We start from the raw sequence: 16,730 nt of genomic DNA, 5'->3' as shown, positions 1-16,730 counted from the left end.
GTCGTGACACGGAGAACGGCCCCGCGCTGTCGTTGCGCGGGGCCGTTCTCCGTCGGCAGCGCCTAGTCCAGGGCCCTCTTCATGAAGCCCCGCAGGCCGAGGCCGCCGAAGCCCGCGATGGCGACGACGAGCACCAGCAGCACGATCGGCAGCGGGATGTGCGGCACACCCGGCACGAGCTCGGCGCGCATGCCCTCGCTCACGTACGTCAGCGGGTTGAGCGCGCAGACCACCTTGAACCACAGCAGGTCGTCGCTCAGCGACCGCCACGGGAACTGGGCGGACCCGGTGAACAGGATCGGGGTGAGGATCACCGCGAACATCACGTTGACCCGGCGCGCGGGCACCGAGGTGCCGATGACCAGGCCGACGCTGCCGCCGGCGAGGCACCCGAGGACGATCACCAGCAGCGCGCCCGGGATGCCCGACCACTCCCACGACACGTCGAGCATCACGAACCCGACCGGCACCATCAGCACGGCCGCGAAGAACCCGCGGACGGCGCCGAACACGATCTTCTCGACGGCGACGAGCGGGATGGAGATCGGCGCGAGCAGCCGGTCCTCGATCTCCCGCGTCCACGAGAAGTCCAGCACCAGCGGCAGCGTCGTGTTCTGCAGCGCGCCCAGGAACCCGTTCATCGCGATGATCCCCGGTAACAGCACCTGGGCGAAGTCGTCCTGGACGTACCCGATGTCCCCCAGCACCTTCGCGAAGATGAAGAGGATGAAGAACGGCTGGATGATCACCTGCGCGAGGAAGCTCGGCAGCTCGCGGCCCGTGACGAAGACGTCGCGCCACAGGATCGCCTGGAACGTCCTGAGTTGGCTCACCGGAGCTCCCTGCCCGTCAGGTGGATGAAGACGTCTTCGAGGCTGGGCTTGCCGATCGCGACGTCGCTGACCGTGACGTCGAGGTCCCGCAGCACGTTCAGCACTGCAGGCAGCGTGATCGCGGTGTCGGCGTCGGTGTAGACGCGGTACGTGCCGTTCAGTTCCTCGACGCGCTGGACGCCGTCCACTTCGGACAGAGCCTGGGTGATCTTGGCGATGTCGTGGCCGTTCGGACTCACCGTGACGCTGACCGTGTTGCTGCCGGGCAGGGTCTTCGTGAGCTCGTCCGGGGCGTCGAGCGTGAGCAGCCTGCCGTGGTCGACGATGCCGACCCGGTCGCACAGCTTGGTGGCCTCGTCCATGTCATGCGTGGTGAGCACGACCGTGACGCCCTCGGCGTGCAGTGCGGCGACGCGTTCGTGGACGAAGAGCCGCGCCTGCGGGTCGAGGCCGGTGCTCGGTTCGTCGAGGAACAGCACCTTCGGCCGGTGCATGAGCGCACGGGCGATCATCAGCCGTTGTGCCTGGCCGCCGGAGAGCGTGTCCACGAGCGCGTTCCGGTGGTCCTTGAGACCCATCCGCTCCAGGATGTCGTCGGCGAGCGCTTGACGTTCCTTCGGGCCGATGCCGTGGTAGGCCGCGTGGAACAGCAGGTTCTGCCGCGCGTTGAGCGACCGGTCGAGGTTGTTGCGCTGCGGCACGACCGCGAGCAACTGCCGCGCCCGTTTGGAGTCGGCCACGACGTCGACGCCCTCCACGAGCGCCTGCCCCGAGGTGGGACGGACGCGCGTGGTGAGGACACCGACCGTGGTCGTCTTGCCCGCGCCGTTGGGCCCGAGCAATCCGAAGACCTCACCGCGGCGGACGTCGAAACTCAATCCGTCCACCGCAGGTTTTTGTCCCGTTTTATAGACTTTGCGGAGATCTCTTACCGAGACCGCTTCGTCCACTTATTCACCATCCCCCTGGCAACGGCCTTCCTTCCGCGAAACCGGCGGCGGACTGGATGCCGAGCACAGCCTTGTCGTGGAATTCCTCCAGCGAGTTCGCACCGGCATACGTGCAGGCCGAGCGAACGCCGGAGGTTATCGCATCGAGCAGGTCCTCCACGCTCGGGCGAACCGGGTCCAGCTTCATCTTCGAAGTGGAGATGCCCTCTTCGAACAAGCCCTTCTTGGCCCGCTCGAACGCGTTGTCACCGCGGGTCCGCGCCGTCACCGCGCGCTTCGACGCCATTCCGAAGGATTCTTTGTAGAGGTTTCCGCGCTCGTCGCGCTGCAGGTCACCCGGCGACTCGTAGGTGCCCGCGAACCAGCTGCCGACCATCACGCTGCTGGCCCCGGCGGCGAGCGCCAGCGCCACGTCGCGCGGGTGCCGCACGCCTCCGTCGGCCCACACGTGCTTGCCGAGCCTGCGCGCCTCGGCCGAGCACTCGGCGACGGCGCTGAACTGCGGGCGTCCCACACCGGTCATCATGCGCGTCGTGCACATCGCGCCGGGCCCGACGCCGACCTTGATGATGTCCGCGCCCGCCTCGACCAGGTCCCGGACGCCCTCGGCGGTGACGACGTTGCCCGCCGCCACCGGCACGCTCGGGTCGGCCTCCTTGACGGCCCGCAGCGCCGCGATCATCTTCTCCTGGTGCCCGTGCGCGGTGTCCACGACCAGCACGTCGACCCCGGCCTTGATGAGCGCCTCGGCCTTGGCCCGCACGTCCCCGTTGACCCCGACCGCCGCCGCGACCCGCAGCTTGCCGTCGTCGTCCGTCGCGGGGTGGTAGACCTCGGCCCGCAGCGCCGTCAGCTCGGTCAGCACGCCGCGCAGCCGCAGTTTCTCGTCCACTCCCAGCGCGACCTTGTGCGCGCTGTGGTGGAGCTCGTCGAACACGTCCTGGGGCCGCGAGTCGAGCGACAGCTTCAGCACGTCGGTGTTCATGACGTCGCCGAGCCGTGCGAACCGGTCGACACCGGTGAGCGCGGCCTCGTCGACGACACCGAGCGGCCGCCCGCCGTCGTCCACGACGACCACGGCCCCGTGCGCCCGCTTGTGCAGGAGGTTCCACGCGTCCGCCACCGCGTCACCCGTGGTGAGCGTCAAGGGCGTGTCCCACACGGGATGCCGTTCCTTGACCCACGCGATGATCTCCGCGACGGCCTCCGTGGGCACGTCCTGCGGGATGACGACGAGCCCGCCGCGCCGCGCGATGGTCTCCGCCATCCGCCGCCCGGCCACGGCCGTCATGTTCGCGACGACGATCGGGATCGTGGCCCCGGTGCCGTCCGAGGTGGAGAGGTCGACGCCGAACCGGGACTCCACGGCACTGCGGCCGGGAACGAGGAACACGTCGTCGTAGGTCAGGTCGTAAGAGGGTCGATGCCCTTCGATGAACCGCACGTGCTTCCACGATACCCGCGACGTCTCACTTGGGCATTCGTCACGGGTTCCAGGCGTATCCCGTGGTCGTGGTGACGGCCACGAACCCGAGCCGCTCGAGGATCGGCCGGCTGTCCTCGGTCGCGTCGACCTGCAGGTACTTGATGCCGCGTTCGACGGCGAGCCGGGCCCGGTAGCCGATCAGCGCCCGGTAGACGCCCTTGCCGCGCCACTCCTGCAGCGTGCCGCCGCCCCAGAGGCCCGCGAACTCCGTGCCGTCCACGATCTCGATCCGCGACGACGAGACGACCTTCCCGTCCGCCTCCGCGATCACCGCGACGGTGTTCGGGTCGTCCTTCTTCTCCAGCAGGCGGGCGACGAGCCAGTCGTGGCCGCGCCCGAACACCTCCGTCGCGGTGGCCGCCAGCCGGTGCACGTCCTGCTCGCCGGAGGCTTCGCGGATGACGACGCCGTCGGGCTCCGCCTGTGCCGTCATCTCCTCGGCCACGCCGATCAGGACCGTCTCGCGGCCCTCCGACTCGAACCCGGCCGCGACGAGCCGTTCGGGCAGGTCGGCGGGGGTGTCGTGGCTCCAGGTCTTCCACTCGGCGCTCTGCCCGCGGGCGGTGAAGAAGTCGCGCTGGCGGGCGATGAGCGCGTCCAGATCGGCACCGCCGACGCCCAGGTCGGGCGGGCCGCCGACGAAGCCCCGCCGGTGCGGCCAGTGCACGCGGAACACCGGACCGTCCCGGTGGACCTCGGCGCCGGGGTCGAGGATCGTCCACTCGGCCGGGCGGGCCTGGCTGTCGAAGGCGCTGAGCAGCGCGGAAGCGTCGGTCACCGGCCCGACGCTATTGCCGGGCCGTGCGCGGCCGCACCTGGTTTTCGCCGCTGAGCTCGCGCTGGAGCACCTCGTGGCCGGAGCCGGTCACCGCCGCCGGTTCGGGTCCGTCCACGGCTTCAAGGGTGACCGGCGCGCCGAACACCTGCGGCCAGGGCTCAGGCGCGTCGAGGAGGTACCCGCGGAAGGTGACCCACCCCAGCCGGCCTCGAACCTCGCGTGGACCCGGTGGTCCCGGTCGTCGACGCCCACCCGGACGGCCAGCGCCGCCGGGTGCCCGGAGTCGAGCACGACCGGCATGGTCGCGCGCACGGCCACGCCGACGTCCTGGATCCTCATGACCCGGCCGTCGCGGTACCACCTCGTCACGCCGCGACGGTCGGCGTCGAAGTCGTCCGGTTCCGGGCACGTCCAGGCGAGATCCCCCATGCCGGCAGCGCAGTGACGTTCAGGCCTCGGGTTTCGGTCGTGCGGTGGGCAGGAGTGCCCGCACCTCCTCGATCGTCGTCGCCTCCGACGGATCCTTGTCCGGGCGGTAGCGCACGACGCGGGCGAACCGCAGCGCGACGCCACCGGGATAACGCGGCGAGACCTGCACGCCGTCCAGCTCGATCTCGATCACCAGCTCCGGGCGGACCATGACCACCCAGTCGTTCCGCTCCGAGGCGATCGCCTGCAGGGCCTCGGTCTGCCACTTCAGCAGCTCGTCGGTGAGGCCCTTGAAGGTCTTGCCGACCATCACGGGCGGGCCTCCGTCCGGGTCGCGGGCGCCCAGGTGCAGGTTCGACAGCCAGCCGCGGCGGCGGCCACTGCCCCACTCGACACCGAGCACGACCAGGTCGAGCGTGTGCACCGGCTTCACCTTCTGCCAGGCGCTGCCGCGACGGCCCGCCGCGTAGGGCGAGGCCAGCGACTTCACCATCACGCCCTCGTGGCCCGCCGCCAGCGCCGCCGTGACGACTCCGGCCGCCTCCTCCGGCGTCGGGTCCAGCACGCCGGGGATGACGTGCTCGCCCGCGACCTGCCGCAGCGCGGCCAGCCGGTCGCGCAACGGCTCGTCGAGCAGGTCCTTGCCGTCGAGGTGCAGGCAGTCGAAGAAGTACGGGTGCAGCAGCAGCTCCCGTTCGTCCTGCGCGCCGAACCTGCTCATCGTCTCCTGGAACGGGCGGGGTCTCCCCTCGTCGGTCAGCGCCAGCGTCTCCCCGTCGAGCACCACCGACGTGCACGGCAGGCCTCGTACGAGCTCGACGAGCTCCGGCACCGTCTTGGTGATCTCGCGCAACGTGCGCGTGTAGACGTGGACCTCGTCGCCCGAGCGGTGCACCTGGATGCGCGCACCGTCGAGCTTGTGCTCCACCACGCAGCTGCCGAGCAACGTCAGCGCGTCGTCGAGCGACTCCGCCGGCGAGGCCAGCATGGGGCGAAGGGGGCGCCCGACCTCCAGCCGGAACGCCTCCAGGACGGGTGCGCCGCCGTCGAGGGCGGCCACCGCGGTCTCCGGTAAGCGGCCGGACAACATGAACGCGCGCCGCACCGTCTCGCCCGGCACGTCCGCCGCGGAGGCGATCGCGTCGAGCATGACGCCCTCCAGCGCGCCCTGGCGGAGCTCGCCGGTGAGCAACCGGCGCAGGAAGTCCTGTTCGGCCTCGGTGGAGCGCGCGAAGAGCGCCGTCAGCAGGGCGACCCGGCGCTGCGCCGAGCCCTTGCCGGACGTCGCGGCCACCTCGGCGAGCGCGGCGTCGACCTCGGCGATCGTCAGTCCGGCCTGGGCGGCCGGCGGCACGGACAACTCCAGGACCGTGCGCCAACCTGCGCCGATGCGACCCTGCCGCGGTGTGCCTATGAGGAACGACACCACCGCGACCACCACGTCCGCCGTCGCCGCGCGCAGCAACGCGGACAACGCCTTGACCTTGGCCAGGCGCGACCGGGTCGCCGCCACCGCGGCTGACGTGTCGACCAGTTCGGAGAGGAGCACGTGTTCAATGGTGCACCCGAGCACTGACAATTTCTGGAGTCGCGGGCTAGGCTCCGCCGCCGACCGTCCTACCTGGGGGTTCACCGAACCATGAACGCATTCAAGATCGTCACGGCCGCTCTGCTGTTCGCCGCCGCGGTCACGACCCTCGCGGGTCCCGGTGCCGGGACCGACCGCGAGCACATCCTGGGCAGCGGTGACGACCGCGAGCACATCCTCGGCGCCGCTCGCGAGCACATCCTCTAGGCGGCGTTCGCGATCTCCCTGACCGCCTCGCGCAGGCGGTCGGGAGTGAGTGACGCGTATCCGAGCACCAGACCGGGCCACATGGGCGTGCGCGTGTACTGCGCCAACGCCCAGACGTGCACGCCTCGGTCCGCGAGCCTGTTCTTCAACGCGAGGTCGTCCGTCCCGTCGGGCATGCGCAGCACCATGTGCAACCCGGCAGCGACGCCGATGGGCTGCCATGCGGGCAGGTGTTCCTCAACGGCTTCCAACAACGCGTCACGCCTCTTGCGATAGAGCGCGCGCGTACGGCGCAGATGGCGGTCATAGCCGCCTGTCCGCAGCAGGTGTGCGAACGCGGCCTGAGGGATCGTGCCGGTGCCCATGTCGTTGTACTTCTTGCGTTGCACGATGCCCTCGCGCAGGCGTTCCGGCACCACCAGCCATCCGAGCCGGAGCGCGGGCGCCAGCACCTTGCTGGTCGTGCCCTGGTAGACCACGTGGTCGGGAGCGAGCGCCTGCAACGCACCGAGCGCAGGCCGGTCGTACCGGTGCTCGGCGTCGTAGTCGTCCTCGATGATCAACGCGTCCCGCTCGCGCGCCCAGTCGACGAGCGCCCGCCGCCGTTCGGGATGCAGCACCACGCCCAACGGGAACTGGTGCGCCGCGGTGACGAGCACCGCCTTGCAGTCCGTTTTGGACAGGAGATCGACCCGGATCCCCTTGTCGTCCACCGGAACCGGCACGGTGTTCAGCCCGTGCGACCGCAACATGTTCTCGCCGCCGAAGTGGCTGGGCTCCTCGATCGCGATGCTGCCGTTCAGGATCCGCGCGGTGAGCTGCAACCCGTCAGCGGCACCGTTCGTGATCACCGCGTCCTTCGCCACCACCGCCCGCACCCGCGCGAGGTAGTCGACGATCTCCTTGCGCAGCCCCAGAAACCCGGCCGGATCGGGATACGCGAGGTCGTCGTCGGGCAGCTCGGCGAGCGCCGCCCGATGTGCCGCGACCCACTCGGCCCGGGGAAACGCGCCCAGCGCGGGCAACCCGGGCCGCAGGTTGTACCGCCACCGCATCGGCGGCTCCGGCACACCGCAGGCGCCGGCGGGTCCGAGACTCGCGACCGTGGTCCCCGACCCGCGCCGCGTGGTGAGGTACCCCTCCGCGACGAGCTGCGTGTACGCCGACGTCACCGTCCCGCGGGCCACCCCGAGCTGCGCGGCCAGGTCCCGGCTCGACGGCAGCCGCGTCCCCGGCGGCAACCGCCCGTCCCGCACGGCCCGCCGCAGCTCGACCTCCACCCCACGCCGCCGCTGGTGCCCGGGCAACAGCAGCTCGCGAAAAGTGGTCCAGTTAGTGGTCATCAAAGTGGAGCTTATATCTGGGCCAGTCCAGCGCAAGGCTCCAGGACATGAAACTCGGGGTGGCCGCAGGAGCGACAGCGGCAACGATCGTCGGCGCATCGGTGCCGATCACGGGCATGCTCGAGGGCTACCCGGTCCTGACCGGCCAGGCCATGCGCTACGCACTGGGCGCGGCCGTCCTCCTGCTGGTGGCACGCCGCCTGCCCATGCCGTCGTGGCGTGACATCCCACCGCTGCTGGGCGTGGTCATCACGGGCATGCTCGGCTTCAACGCCGTGCTCATCGCAGCGCAGCAATACGCGGAACCGGGCTTCGTGGCAGCGGTGATGGGCGGCGCCCCCATCGCGCTGGCCCTTCTCTCCCGCCAACGAACCGCATCAGCCGTAGTGGGCGCCGTAGTAGTAGCGGCAGGCATCGTGCTGCTGTCCGGCGGTGGCTCGTGGCACGGCCCAGGCCTGGCGTTGGCACTGGTCACCATGGCCGGCGAGGTCTGCTTCACCTTGTTCGCCGTGGGGATCGTGCGACGCCTGGGCGTCCTGGGCGTGGCCACCTGGACGTGCATCCTGGCGACGGTGATCGGCGCGGTGCTCGGCACGTTCTGGGGCGGCTGGCAGATGCCGACCGTCCGTCAGGGCTTCTCGCTGGCCCTGCTCGCGGTGGTGGTGACCGCCCTGGCCTTCGGTCTCTGGTACTTCGCCGTGAACCGCCTCGGCTCCGACCGCGCAGGCGTGCTCATCGGCCTGATGCCGGTGTCCGGCCTGGCGACCTCCGTGCTGCTGGGCGCACAGGAACTCTCTCTCGTGTCCGTCGCCGGCGTCACCACGGTCGCACTCGGGTGCGTCATCGGTCTCCGCAGAAGCACGCACGCCGCAGAAGAGGACCGCACTCCGATCCGGGAGAACGCTCAGGCGTCGCCCACCGCGACCGTCATCTGACGCACAACAGCCCAAGACTCACCGGGCTCAGCACCAGGGCCGCCGCCGACACCTCGTCGAGCGAACGGCCCTGGACCTCTTCGATGCACTTCTCAGGTGAGATCCGGCCCCTGCGACCGAAGGTCGTCGACACGCGACATGGCGTCGCGCAGCTCGTCGAGCCACGTGTCCGCGTGCTCGCCCACGAGGCGCACGGCCCATGCGAGGGCGTCTGCGCGTGAGCGGGCCACGCCGGCAGCTACCAGCGTGTCGAGCACCTGGCGTTCCGGCTGACGCAGTCGCGTCATGACCGGCACGGCCAGGTGCGTGAAGAGCTCGCGGGTGCTGCCCAGCGAAGCGCCCCAGGCGACCTTGCGGCCGTAGCGGTGCTCGGCCTGGCGCGCGATCTCGATGCGTTCGTCGCGCGTCTCCTCGCGCCACCGCGAGATGCGGCCCGACTCGGCCGCGGCACGCGAGGCCTCGTCGAACTCGCCTTCCAGCGGCGTGAGCGTGCCGACGACCGTGATCTCCTCGCGGTCGACGACCACCTCGGCGGCACCGGTGAACCAGCCGTCCGGGAGCCTGCCCGCGAACCACGCCGCCGCGTCGTCGGCCGGCGGCAGGTCGGCCTGCTGCCACCCGCCTCGTCCTCGCCATCCACGTCCCATTACAACCAACCCCTGATTACATGATTACGTTGCAACCGACGTTACGCCTGCAATCAGTCAGGGAGTGTTCGCCGTCAGCGAAGTGACCAGGGCTTCTGCCGAAACCACGGGCCGATCGCACACGTACCCACGGCACACGTAAGCCGCAGGGCCGTCGTCGACCAACGGACGGTCTTCCAGCAACGGCACGGACGCAGGCTCTCCGGCCACGACTACGCCGCCTCCAGGCACACGGGCGACCGCCGCCGCCCACAACGACGCACGGCGCGAGTCGTCGGCACCCACCACCGCCACCTGCAACGGGCCCGCGACCAGTGCCTCGGCGACGGTCAGCCAGTGGCCGGCGAACCGAGGTGCCCGCGCGGCGAGCAGACCGGCCCGTGTCACGGCACCCGAAGCAGCCTCGTAGTACCGCGAAGAACGATCGGCGCCCGTCAGCAGAGAAGCCGTCAACAAGGCCGAGGCCAGCGAAGAAGCACCGGAAGGCGACGCGTTGTCGGTCGAGTCGGCAGGGCGCCGGACGAGAGCCTCCGCGTCGTCCGCGGTGTCGTAGTAGGCGCCCGGCGAGTCCGGCACGGCGAACCGCGCGAGGGCGGTGTCGAGGAGCCCGCACGCCAGGTCGAGCCACCGGATCGAGCCGGTGACCTGGTGCAGCGCCAGCAGGCCGTCGGCGACGCAGCCGTAGTCCTCCAGCACGCCGAACGACGGCCCTACGACGCCGTCGCGGGAGGTCCGCAACAGCCTGCCCTCGACCAGATGCACCGAGGCCAGCAGCGACGCCGCGTCCGAGGCCGCCGCGATCCACGACGGCTCACCGAAGAACGCGCCCGCCTCGGCCAGCGCGGCGATCACCATGCCGTTCCAGGAGGCGACCACCTTGTCGTCCCGCCCCGGCTGCGGCCGCAGCGCGCGCTCCGCCAGCAGCGCGGCCCGCACCTCCTCCCCCGGCTCCGACACGAACCGCAGGGTCGACCTGCCGTCCTCGAAGTTCGGGTCAGGAGTCACCCCGAAGGCAGCGGCCGCCGAACCGAGCTCCTCGTACGACCACACGTACGTCAGGCCCTCGACGCCTTCGGTGTCCGCGTCCAGCGACGCCGCGAAGCCACCCTCGGCCGTCCGCAGGTCCCGCAGCAGGAACGTCACCGTGTCCCGCACGACCCGTTCATAACGCCCGGAACCCGTCAACCGCGTCAGGTGCGTGTAGAAGCGGAGCAGCAAAGCGTTGTCGTACAACATCTTCTCGAAGTGCGGCACCACCCACGACGCGTCGACGCTGTAGCGCGCGAACCCGCCGCCGAGCTGGTCGTAGAGCCCGCCGTCGGCCATCGCGTCCGCCGTCGCGGTCGCCATCGACACGGCCTCGACCGACCCGGTGCGTTCGTGGTGGCGCAACAGGAACTCCAGCGCCATCGACGGCGGGAACTTCGGCGCGCCACCGAACCCGCCGTTGCGCCGGTCGAACTCGCCGAGCAACGACACCACCGCGCCCGCCAGCACGTCGGCATCCACAGTGGACGGCGGCAACGGCGTGGCCTGGCGCGAGATCTCCTCCACCACAGCGGAGGCGGACTCCAGGATCTCGCCCGGCTGCGCGGCCCACGTCGCCGACACGGCCTCGACGAGCTGCCGGAACGACGGCATGCCCGGCCGGGGAGCCGGCGGGTAGTAGGTGCCCGCGTGGAACGGCCGCGCGTCGGGCGTGAGGAACACCGTCATCGGCCAGCCGCCGTGGCCGGTCATGGCCTGCGTGACCTCCATGTACACGGCGTCGACGTCTGGACGTTCCTCGCGATCCACCTTCACCGACACGAAGTTCGCGTTCAGGAACGCGGCGACTTCATCGTCCTCGAACGACTCGTGCGCCATCACGTGGCACCAGTGGCACGCCGCGTACCCGACGGACAGCAGCACCGGCACATCTCGCCGTCGCGCCTCCTCGAACGCCTCCTCGGTCCAGGGCCACCAGTCGACCGGGTTGTCCGCGTGCTGCAGCAGGTAAGGGCTGGTCGCGTCCGCAAGCCGGTTCGTCATGCGAACCACACTAAATGAGCAGCGCAAAGGCCGACTGTCGATCAGACTCGACCTCGTGTTGCTCACCATGACCACGACGCACCAGCCGGCGACCGATCTCGGCCACCTGCTGCACAAGCATCCCGACCGGGCTCAGTCCTTCACGACGAGCTCGGGCACCGCGCACGTCTTCTACCCGAAGGCGACGAACGAGGAATGCACGGTCGCCCTCCTCCTGGAGGTCGACCCCATCGCGCTCGTTCGAGGTCCCGGCAGCACGCTCACCCAATACGTCAACGACAGGCCGTACGCGGCCGGGTCGTTGCTCACCGTCGCGCTCGGCAGCGTGTTCCGCACGGCCATGAACGGCCGCAGCGACAGCTACCCCGAGCTGGCCGCGACGCCGATCCCGCTGGTCGTCCGCGTCCCCGCGCTGCCCCACCGGCTCGCGGAGCGTCTCTTCACGCCCCTGGGCTGGGAGGTGACGGTCACCGAGCACGGCGACTCGCGCTTCGGCGACGTCACGCTGAGCGGCACCGTGCGGCTCAGCGACGCCCTGAAGCACCTCTACGTGCTGCTGCCCGTGCTCGACGGCGGCAAGCACTACTGGGTCGCGGCTGACGAGGTCGACAAGCTGCTCAAGGCCGGTGACGGCTGGCTTTCGCAGCACCCGGACAAGGAGCTGATCACCACCCGCTACCTGGCGCGCAAGCGTCCGTTGATCACCTCCGCCCTGGAACGCCTCGCGGACGTCGCCGAGGTCGAGCCCGAAGAGCTCGACAACGCGCTGGCCGAGCCGAAGATCTCCCTTGCCGTGCAGCGCAAGGAGGCCGTGATCGCGGCGTTGAAGGAGGCCCGGGCCAAGCGCGTGCTCGACCTCGGCTGCGGTGGCGGGGCGTTGTTGCGCGCGCTCGTGAACGAGCCCGAGTTCACCGAGATCCACGGTGTCGACGTGTCCGCGAAGGCGTTGCAGGAGGCGGCCCGCAAGCTGCACCTCGACCGCATGGGCGAGCGTCAGCGCGAGCGGATCACGTTGCGGCAGTCGGCTTTGACGTACGCGGACCCCGAGCTCGCCGGCTACGACGCGGCGGTGCTGATGGAGGTCGTCGAGCACGTCGACCCGTCGCGCCTGCCCGCGCTCGAGCACTCGGTCTTCACCGTGGCCCGGCCGGCGACCGTGCTGGTCACCACGCCGAACGTCGAGTACAACGTGCTGTTCGAGACGTTGCCGGAGGGCCAGATGCGCCATTCGGACCACCGTTTCGAATGGACCCGCGCCGAGTTCGAGGCGTGGGCGGGCGGCGTCGCGAGCCGCCGCGGTTACGCCGTGCGATTCGTGCCGATCGGACCGGAGGACGCCGAACGCGGCGCGCCGACCCAGATGGCCGTTTTCAGCTTGGGGGAAGAGAACTGATGGAGCTGAAGATCCCCGACCTGTGCCTGGTGGTGCTGGTCGGCGCCTCCGGTTCGGGCAAGTCGACGTTCGCGCGCAAGCACTTCCTGCCCACGCAGGTGCTGTCGAGCGACTACTTCCGCGGGCTCGTGTCCGACGACGAGAACGACCAGTCGGCGTCCGCGGCCGCGTTCGACGTGCTGCACCACGTGGCGTCCAAGCGGCTGGAGGCCGGTCGCGTCACCGTGATCGACGCGACCAACGTGCAGCCGCAGGACCGCGCCCAGCTGGTCGCGCTCGCGCGCAAGGCGAACGTGCTGCCGGTCGCGATCGTGCTCGACACCCCCACCGAGGTGTGCCTGGCGCGCAACGCGCAGCGACCTGACCGCGACTTCGGCGCGCACGTCGTCAAGCGGCACCGGGCGGCGTTGCGGCGCTCGCTGAAGTTCCTCGGCAAGGAGGGCTTCAAGCGCGTCCACGTGCTGCGTTCGGCGTCCGATGTGGACAGCTCGACGATCGTGTACGAGCGCCTGCTCAACGACCTCAGGCACGAGACCGGACCGTTCGACGTGTTCGGCGACGTGCACGGGTGCCGCGCGGAGCTGGAGGAGCTGCTCACCGAGCTCGGCTACGGCCTGGTGCGGGACGACGAGGGCCGCGCGGTGGACGCGGTCCCGCCGGGTGACCGCAAGGCCGTGTTCGTCGGCGACCTGGTCGACCGCGGCCCGGACACTCCCGGCGTGCTGCGCCTCGTGATGGGCATGGTCGCGAACGGCCATGCCCTGAGCGTGCGCGGAAACCACGAGGAGAAGCTCGTCCGGGCCATGCGCGGCCACAAGGTGACGGTCCGGCACGGGCTGGAGAAGTCGCTGGAGCAGTTCGCGCACGAGCCGGAGGAGTTCCGCCTCGCCGCGACGAAGTTCTGCGACGGCCTGGTCGCGCATTACGTGCTGGACGGCGGAAACCTCGTCGTGGCGCACGCCGGCCTGCCCGAGCGCTACCACGGCCGTGCGTCCGCGAAGGTCCGCAGTTTCGCCCTGTACGGCGACACGACCGGCGAGACCGATGCGCACGGACTGCCCGTGCGCCTGCCGTGGGCGAACGACTACCGCGGCTCGGCGATGGTGCTGTACGGGCACGTCCTGACGCCCGAGGCCGAGTGGATCAACAACACCATGTGCCTGGAGACGGGCGTGGTGTTCGGCGGCAAGCTGACCGCGTTGCGCTACCCGGAGAAGGAGCTCGTCTCCGTCAAGGCGCATCAGACCTGGTACGAGAACGACGCGCCGTTCCCGCCGAAGGCCGTCGGACGCGCGCCGGACGTGCTGGCGTTGAGCGACGTCACGGGGACGCGCCGGGTCGACACGTCGTTGATCGGTGCCGTGACGATCCGCGCGGAGCAGTCCGCTTCGGCGCTGGAGGTCATGAGCCGGTTCGCGATCGACCCGCACGAGCTGCTGTACCTGCCGCCGACGATGGCGCCTGTGGCGACCTCGCAGCGCGACGACGTGCTGGAGCACCCGGAGGAGGCCTTCGCGGAGTACCGCGCCGCGCGCGTCGGGCAGGTGATCTGCGAGGAGAAGCACATGGGCTCCCGCGCGGTGCTGCTGGTGCGGAAGGCCGGCGGCGCGATCTACACGCGCACCGGCCGTGCGTTCTTCGACGGCGCGCTCGGCTCGGAACTGCTCGATCGCGTGCGTTCGGCGTGTGCCGGGCTGTTCGAGGAGTTCGCCACGGACTGGCTGCTCCTCGACGCCGAGCTGATGCCGTGGAACGCCAAGGCCTCCGGGCTGATCCGCGAGCAGTACGCGGCGGTCGGCGCGGCGGCCGGTGGTGCGCTGCCGGTCGCGGTCGAGGCCTTGTCCGCGGCTGCGGCACGGGGTGTCGACGTCGGCTCGTTGCTGGCACGCACCACCCAGCGAGCCGCGAACGCCGAGGCGTACAGCGCCGCCTACGAGCGGTACTGCTGGCCGGTGGACGGACTGGAGGGCGTGCGGATCGCGCCGTTCCAGCTGCTGGCGGCCGAGGGGCGGACGTTCCACGACCGTTCGCACCTGTGGCACCTGGAGACGTTGGGGCGGCTGGAGGGCCCGCTGTTCCAGCAGACCCGGCACCTCGTGGTCGACGTCGACGACCCCGCGCAGGTCGCCGCGGGCGTGAAGTGGTGGGAGGAGCTGACCGCGGACGGCGGTGAGGGCATGGTCGTGAAGCCGCTGGCGAACACCGGCGGACGCTGCCAGCCCGGCGTGAAGGTGCGCGGACGCGAGTACCTGCGGATCATCTACGGCCCGGACTACACCTCGCCCGAGAACCTCTCGCGGCTGCGCAAGCGTTCGCTGGGACGCAAGCGCGGACTGGCGCTGCGCGAGCACGCCCTGGGCATCGAGGCCCTGGAACGTCTCGTGCGCGGCGAACCCCTGTGGCGGGTGCACGAGTGCGTCTTCGGCGTGCTCGCGCTCGAGTCGGAACCGGTGGACCCACGACTGTGATCCTCGAAGCCGTGATCGGCTCGCACGCCTACGGCCTGGCGAGCGATGAGTCCGATGTAGACAGACGCGGGGTGTTCGTCGCGCCCACGGAGGCGTTCTGGCGCCTGGAGAAACCCCCGACCTCGGTCGAGGGACCGGACCCGGAGCAGCTCAGCTGGGAGGTCGAGCACTTCTGCAAGCTGGGCCTGAAGTCGAACCCGACGGTGCTCGAGACTCTGGTGAGCCCGCTGGTGGAGATCAGCACACCGCTGGGAGAGGAACTGCGGGACCTGCTGCCCGCGTTCCTCTCGCAGTACGCCGTGCGCGCGTTCACCCGGGCAACGGAGATGCAGCTGTCGCGCGCGGGCCGCAATCTCAAGCCCAAACAGCTCATGCACGTGGTGCGATTGAGGTTGGTGGGTCTGAATCTGATCCGCACGGGCGTCTACGACATCCGCGCGGACCGCTCACTCTTGAAGATCCGCGACGGCTCGATGGACTGGGACGAGGCGGTGGCGTGGGCCCACCGGCTCGGTGACGAGATCTCGGTGGCGGACGGACCGCTGCCCGAGGAGCCCGACCGGGCGAGGGTCGAGGACTGGTTGGTGTCGGTGCGCAGGAGGATGTTGTGAGCTACGAGGTACCCGACCTGAGCGCGGTGGTCGCAGAGCAGTCGCACGACCTGCTGTTCGCGACCGTGTCCGGCGCACACCTGTACGGCTTCCCGTCGCGCGACTCCGACGTGGACCTCCGCGGCGTGCACGTGCTGCCGCTGGCCGAGATCCTCGGTCTGCGGCACGGCCCGGAGACCAAGGAGCGCATGTGGGTGCGCGACGGGGTCGAGATCGACCTGGTGACGCACGACGTGCAGAAGTTCTGCCGGCTCCTGACCCGGCCCAACGGGTACGTGCTGGAGCAGTTGCTCTCGCCGCTCGTCGTGCACACGACAGAGGCGCACCGGAAGCTGTCCGCCCTCGCCGCGGGGTGTCTGACCTCACGGCACGGGCACCACTACCGGGGCTTCGCCGTCACGCAGTGGCGACTGTTCGAGAAGACCGCCGAGATCAAGCCGCTGCTCTACACGTTCCGCGCGCTGCTGACCGGCGTGCACCTGCTGCGCACGGGCGAGGTGAACGCGCACCTGCCGACGTTGCTGGAGAAGCTCGACGGCCCCGACTACCTGCCGGAACTCATCGAGGCCAAGATCCTCGGCGAGCACCGCGCGCTGGCCGGGGTGCCGGACAGGCCCACGCCCGAACGGCTGGAGGCGGACCTCGAGCACTGGCACGAGGAGCTGCGGCGGGCGCGGGAGACCAGCGACCTGCCGCTGGAGCCGCCGGCCTTCGAGGAGGTCCACGACTTCGTGGTGGAGCTCCGGAGCCGCTAGTCCTTCTTCGACGTGTCCGAAGGCTCGGCCGGGGCTTCCTTGGAAGCCTCGGCCGGCTCGTCGAACGAAGCCGGCAAGCCCTTGATGTGCTTGTTCATCGACTTGACGAGGAAGAACACAGCGATGAAGAACACGATCAGCAGAACGAGGCCGACCGGCGAGGACTTGCCGAAGTCCTCGCCCTGGCCACCCTTGTCGTTGCCGTCGTTCGTGTTCGACGGCTGCACGGCGACCAGGGCCACCGTGCTGCCGAGGGAGAAGTCTGGGGAGAGCACC

16 protein-coding genes are annotated in these 16,730 nt (G+C 70.3%); 6 read left to right on the top strand and 10 right to left on the bottom strand.

The genetic code is table 11. The features are described 5' to 3' along the window. Positions 1-62: 62 nt before the first annotated feature. The 6 genes from ACWF7A_RS16625 to ACWF7A_RS16600 form a co-directional block, all read right to left on the bottom strand. Positions 63-833 (bottom strand): ABC transporter permease, encoded by a 771-nt coding sequence (locus ACWF7A_RS16625; RefSeq protein ID WP_452251311.1) that lies wholly within the window; start codon positions 831-833, stop codon positions 63-65. Next, positions 830-1,783 carry an ATP-binding cassette domain-containing protein gene (locus ACWF7A_RS16620; protein ID WP_452251310.1) on the bottom strand — a complete coding sequence of 318 codons (954 nt, stop codon included), beginning with the start codon at positions 1,781-1,783 and terminating at the stop codon, positions 830-832. The genes ACWF7A_RS16625 and ACWF7A_RS16620 overlap by 4 nt, the downstream gene beginning before the upstream one ends. A gap of 4 nt (positions 1,784-1,787) precedes the next feature. Further along, complete coding sequence (locus tag ACWF7A_RS16615; RefSeq protein ID WP_452251309.1) at positions 1,788-3,227, bottom strand: GuaB1 family IMP dehydrogenase-related protein; 1,440 nt, start codon at positions 3,225-3,227, stop codon at positions 1,788-1,790. Positions 3,228-3,267: 40 nt separating this feature from the next. Then, complete coding sequence (locus tag ACWF7A_RS16610) at positions 3,268-4,047, bottom strand: GNAT family N-acetyltransferase (RefSeq protein ID WP_452251308.1); 780 nt, start codon at positions 4,045-4,047, stop codon at positions 3,268-3,270. A gap of 87 nt (positions 4,048-4,134) precedes the next feature. Continuing rightward, positions 4,135-4,476, bottom strand: coding sequence for a hypothetical protein (locus ACWF7A_RS16605; RefSeq protein WP_452251307.1), 342 nt, complete (start codon positions 4,474-4,476; stop codon positions 4,135-4,137). Positions 4,477-4,495: 19 nt separating this feature from the next. After that, positions 4,496-6,025 (bottom strand): ATP-dependent DNA ligase, encoded by a 1,530-nt coding sequence (locus ACWF7A_RS16600; protein WP_452251306.1) that lies wholly within the window; start codon positions 6,023-6,025, stop codon positions 4,496-4,498. Positions 6,026-6,115: 90 nt separating this feature from the next. On the opposite strand from ACWF7A_RS16600, the gene ACWF7A_RS16595 reads away from it, so the two are divergent. Continuing rightward, entirely contained in the window at positions 6,116-6,271 is a 156-nt protein-coding gene (locus tag ACWF7A_RS16595) for a hypothetical protein (protein ID WP_452251305.1), read from the top strand. Here ACWF7A_RS16595 and pdxR read toward each other — a convergent pair. After that, the gene (gene pdxR / locus ACWF7A_RS16590; protein ID WP_452251304.1) at positions 6,268-7,614 is read right to left on the bottom strand and encodes a MocR-like pyridoxine biosynthesis transcription factor PdxR; all 1,347 of its coding nucleotides are present in this window, start codon (positions 7,612-7,614) and stop codon (positions 6,268-6,270) included. The two genes, ACWF7A_RS16595 and pdxR, sit on opposite strands and share 4 nt — an antisense overlap. A 47-nt stretch (positions 7,615-7,661) precedes the next feature. On the opposite strand from pdxR, the gene ACWF7A_RS16585 reads away from it, so the two are divergent. Beyond that, positions 7,662-8,549, top strand: coding sequence for a DMT family transporter (locus ACWF7A_RS16585; RefSeq protein ID WP_452251303.1), 888 nt, complete (start codon positions 7,662-7,664; stop codon positions 8,547-8,549). A 92-nt stretch (positions 8,550-8,641) separates the two neighbouring features. Here the strand turns inward: ACWF7A_RS16585 and ACWF7A_RS16580 are convergent, their stop codons facing one another. Together ACWF7A_RS16580 and ACWF7A_RS16575 are read right to left on the bottom strand one after the other, a co-directional pair. Further along, positions 8,642-9,196 (bottom strand): hypothetical protein, encoded by a 555-nt coding sequence (locus ACWF7A_RS16580; RefSeq protein WP_452251302.1) that lies wholly within the window; start codon positions 9,194-9,196, stop codon positions 8,642-8,644. Positions 9,197-9,253: 57 nt separating this feature from the next. Continuing rightward, positions 9,254-11,227, bottom strand: coding sequence for a thioredoxin domain-containing protein (locus tag ACWF7A_RS16575; RefSeq protein WP_452251301.1), 1,974 nt, complete (start codon positions 11,225-11,227; stop codon positions 9,254-9,256). Positions 11,228-11,282: 55 nt separating this feature from the next. Here ACWF7A_RS16575 and ACWF7A_RS16570 point away from each other — a divergent pair, with 55 nt between their 5' ends. Genes ACWF7A_RS16570 through ACWF7A_RS16555 form a run of 4 tightly spaced genes read left to right on the top strand, consistent with a single transcriptional unit; the run spans position 11,283 to position 16,454 of the window. Next, a complete protein-coding gene (locus ACWF7A_RS16570) occupies positions 11,283-12,620 on the top strand; it encodes a 3' terminal RNA ribose 2'-O-methyltransferase Hen1 (protein WP_452251300.1) in 1,338 nt (445 codons plus the stop codon). Beyond that, positions 12,620-15,088 (top strand): polynucleotide kinase-phosphatase, encoded by a 2,469-nt coding sequence (locus tag ACWF7A_RS16565; RefSeq protein ID WP_452251299.1) that lies wholly within the window; start codon positions 12,620-12,622, stop codon positions 15,086-15,088. The genes ACWF7A_RS16570 and ACWF7A_RS16565 overlap by 1 nt, the downstream gene beginning before the upstream one ends. Then, entirely contained in the window at positions 15,085-15,699 is a 615-nt protein-coding gene (locus ACWF7A_RS16560; protein ID WP_452251298.1) for a nucleotidyltransferase domain-containing protein, read from the top strand. The genes ACWF7A_RS16565 and ACWF7A_RS16560 overlap by 4 nt, the downstream gene beginning before the upstream one ends. Continuing rightward, entirely contained in the window at positions 15,696-16,454 is a 759-nt protein-coding gene (locus tag ACWF7A_RS16555; protein ID WP_452251297.1) for a nucleotidyltransferase domain-containing protein, read from the top strand. The genes ACWF7A_RS16560 and ACWF7A_RS16555 overlap by 4 nt, the downstream gene beginning before the upstream one ends. Here the strand turns inward: ACWF7A_RS16555 and ACWF7A_RS16550 are convergent. Then, complete coding sequence (locus ACWF7A_RS16550; RefSeq protein ID WP_452251296.1) at positions 16,451-16,729, bottom strand: hypothetical protein; 279 nt, start codon at positions 16,727-16,729, stop codon at positions 16,451-16,453. The two genes, ACWF7A_RS16555 and ACWF7A_RS16550, sit on opposite strands and share 4 nt — an antisense overlap. Between the last annotated feature and the right edge of the window lies 1 nt (position 16,730).

Source organism: Lentzea sp. NPDC055074, assembly GCF_053608005.1.
Note: the sequence above shows the minus strand (reverse complement) of the source record. Positions and strands in the feature narration are given on the sequence as shown.

Bases quoted from the DNA above. Each gene is read 5' to 3' on its own strand.
- ACWF7A_RS16585 (WP_452251303.1), top strand. From the start codon at position 7,662: ATGAAACTCGGGGTGGCCGCAGGAGCGACAGCGGCAACGATCGTCGGC.
- pdxR (WP_452251304.1), bottom strand. From the start codon at position 7,614: ATGACCACTAACTGGACCACTTTTCGCGAGCTGCTGTTGCCCGGGCAC.
- ACWF7A_RS16565 (WP_452251299.1), top strand. From the start codon at position 12,620: ATGGAGCTGAAGATCCCCGACCTGTGCCTGGTGGTGCTGGTCGGCGCC.
- ACWF7A_RS16605 (WP_452251307.1), bottom strand. From the start codon at position 4,476: ATGGGGGATCTCGCCTGGACGTGCCCGGAACCGGACGACTTCGACGCC.
- ACWF7A_RS16580 (WP_452251302.1), bottom strand. From the start codon at position 9,196: ATGGGACGTGGATGGCGAGGACGAGGCGGGTGGCAGCAGGCCGACCTG.
- ACWF7A_RS16595 (WP_452251305.1), top strand. From the start codon at position 6,116: ATGAACGCATTCAAGATCGTCACGGCCGCTCTGCTGTTCGCCGCCGCG.
- ACWF7A_RS16575 (WP_452251301.1), bottom strand. From the start codon at position 11,227: ATGACGAACCGGCTTGCGGACGCGACCAGCCCTTACCTGCTGCAGCAC.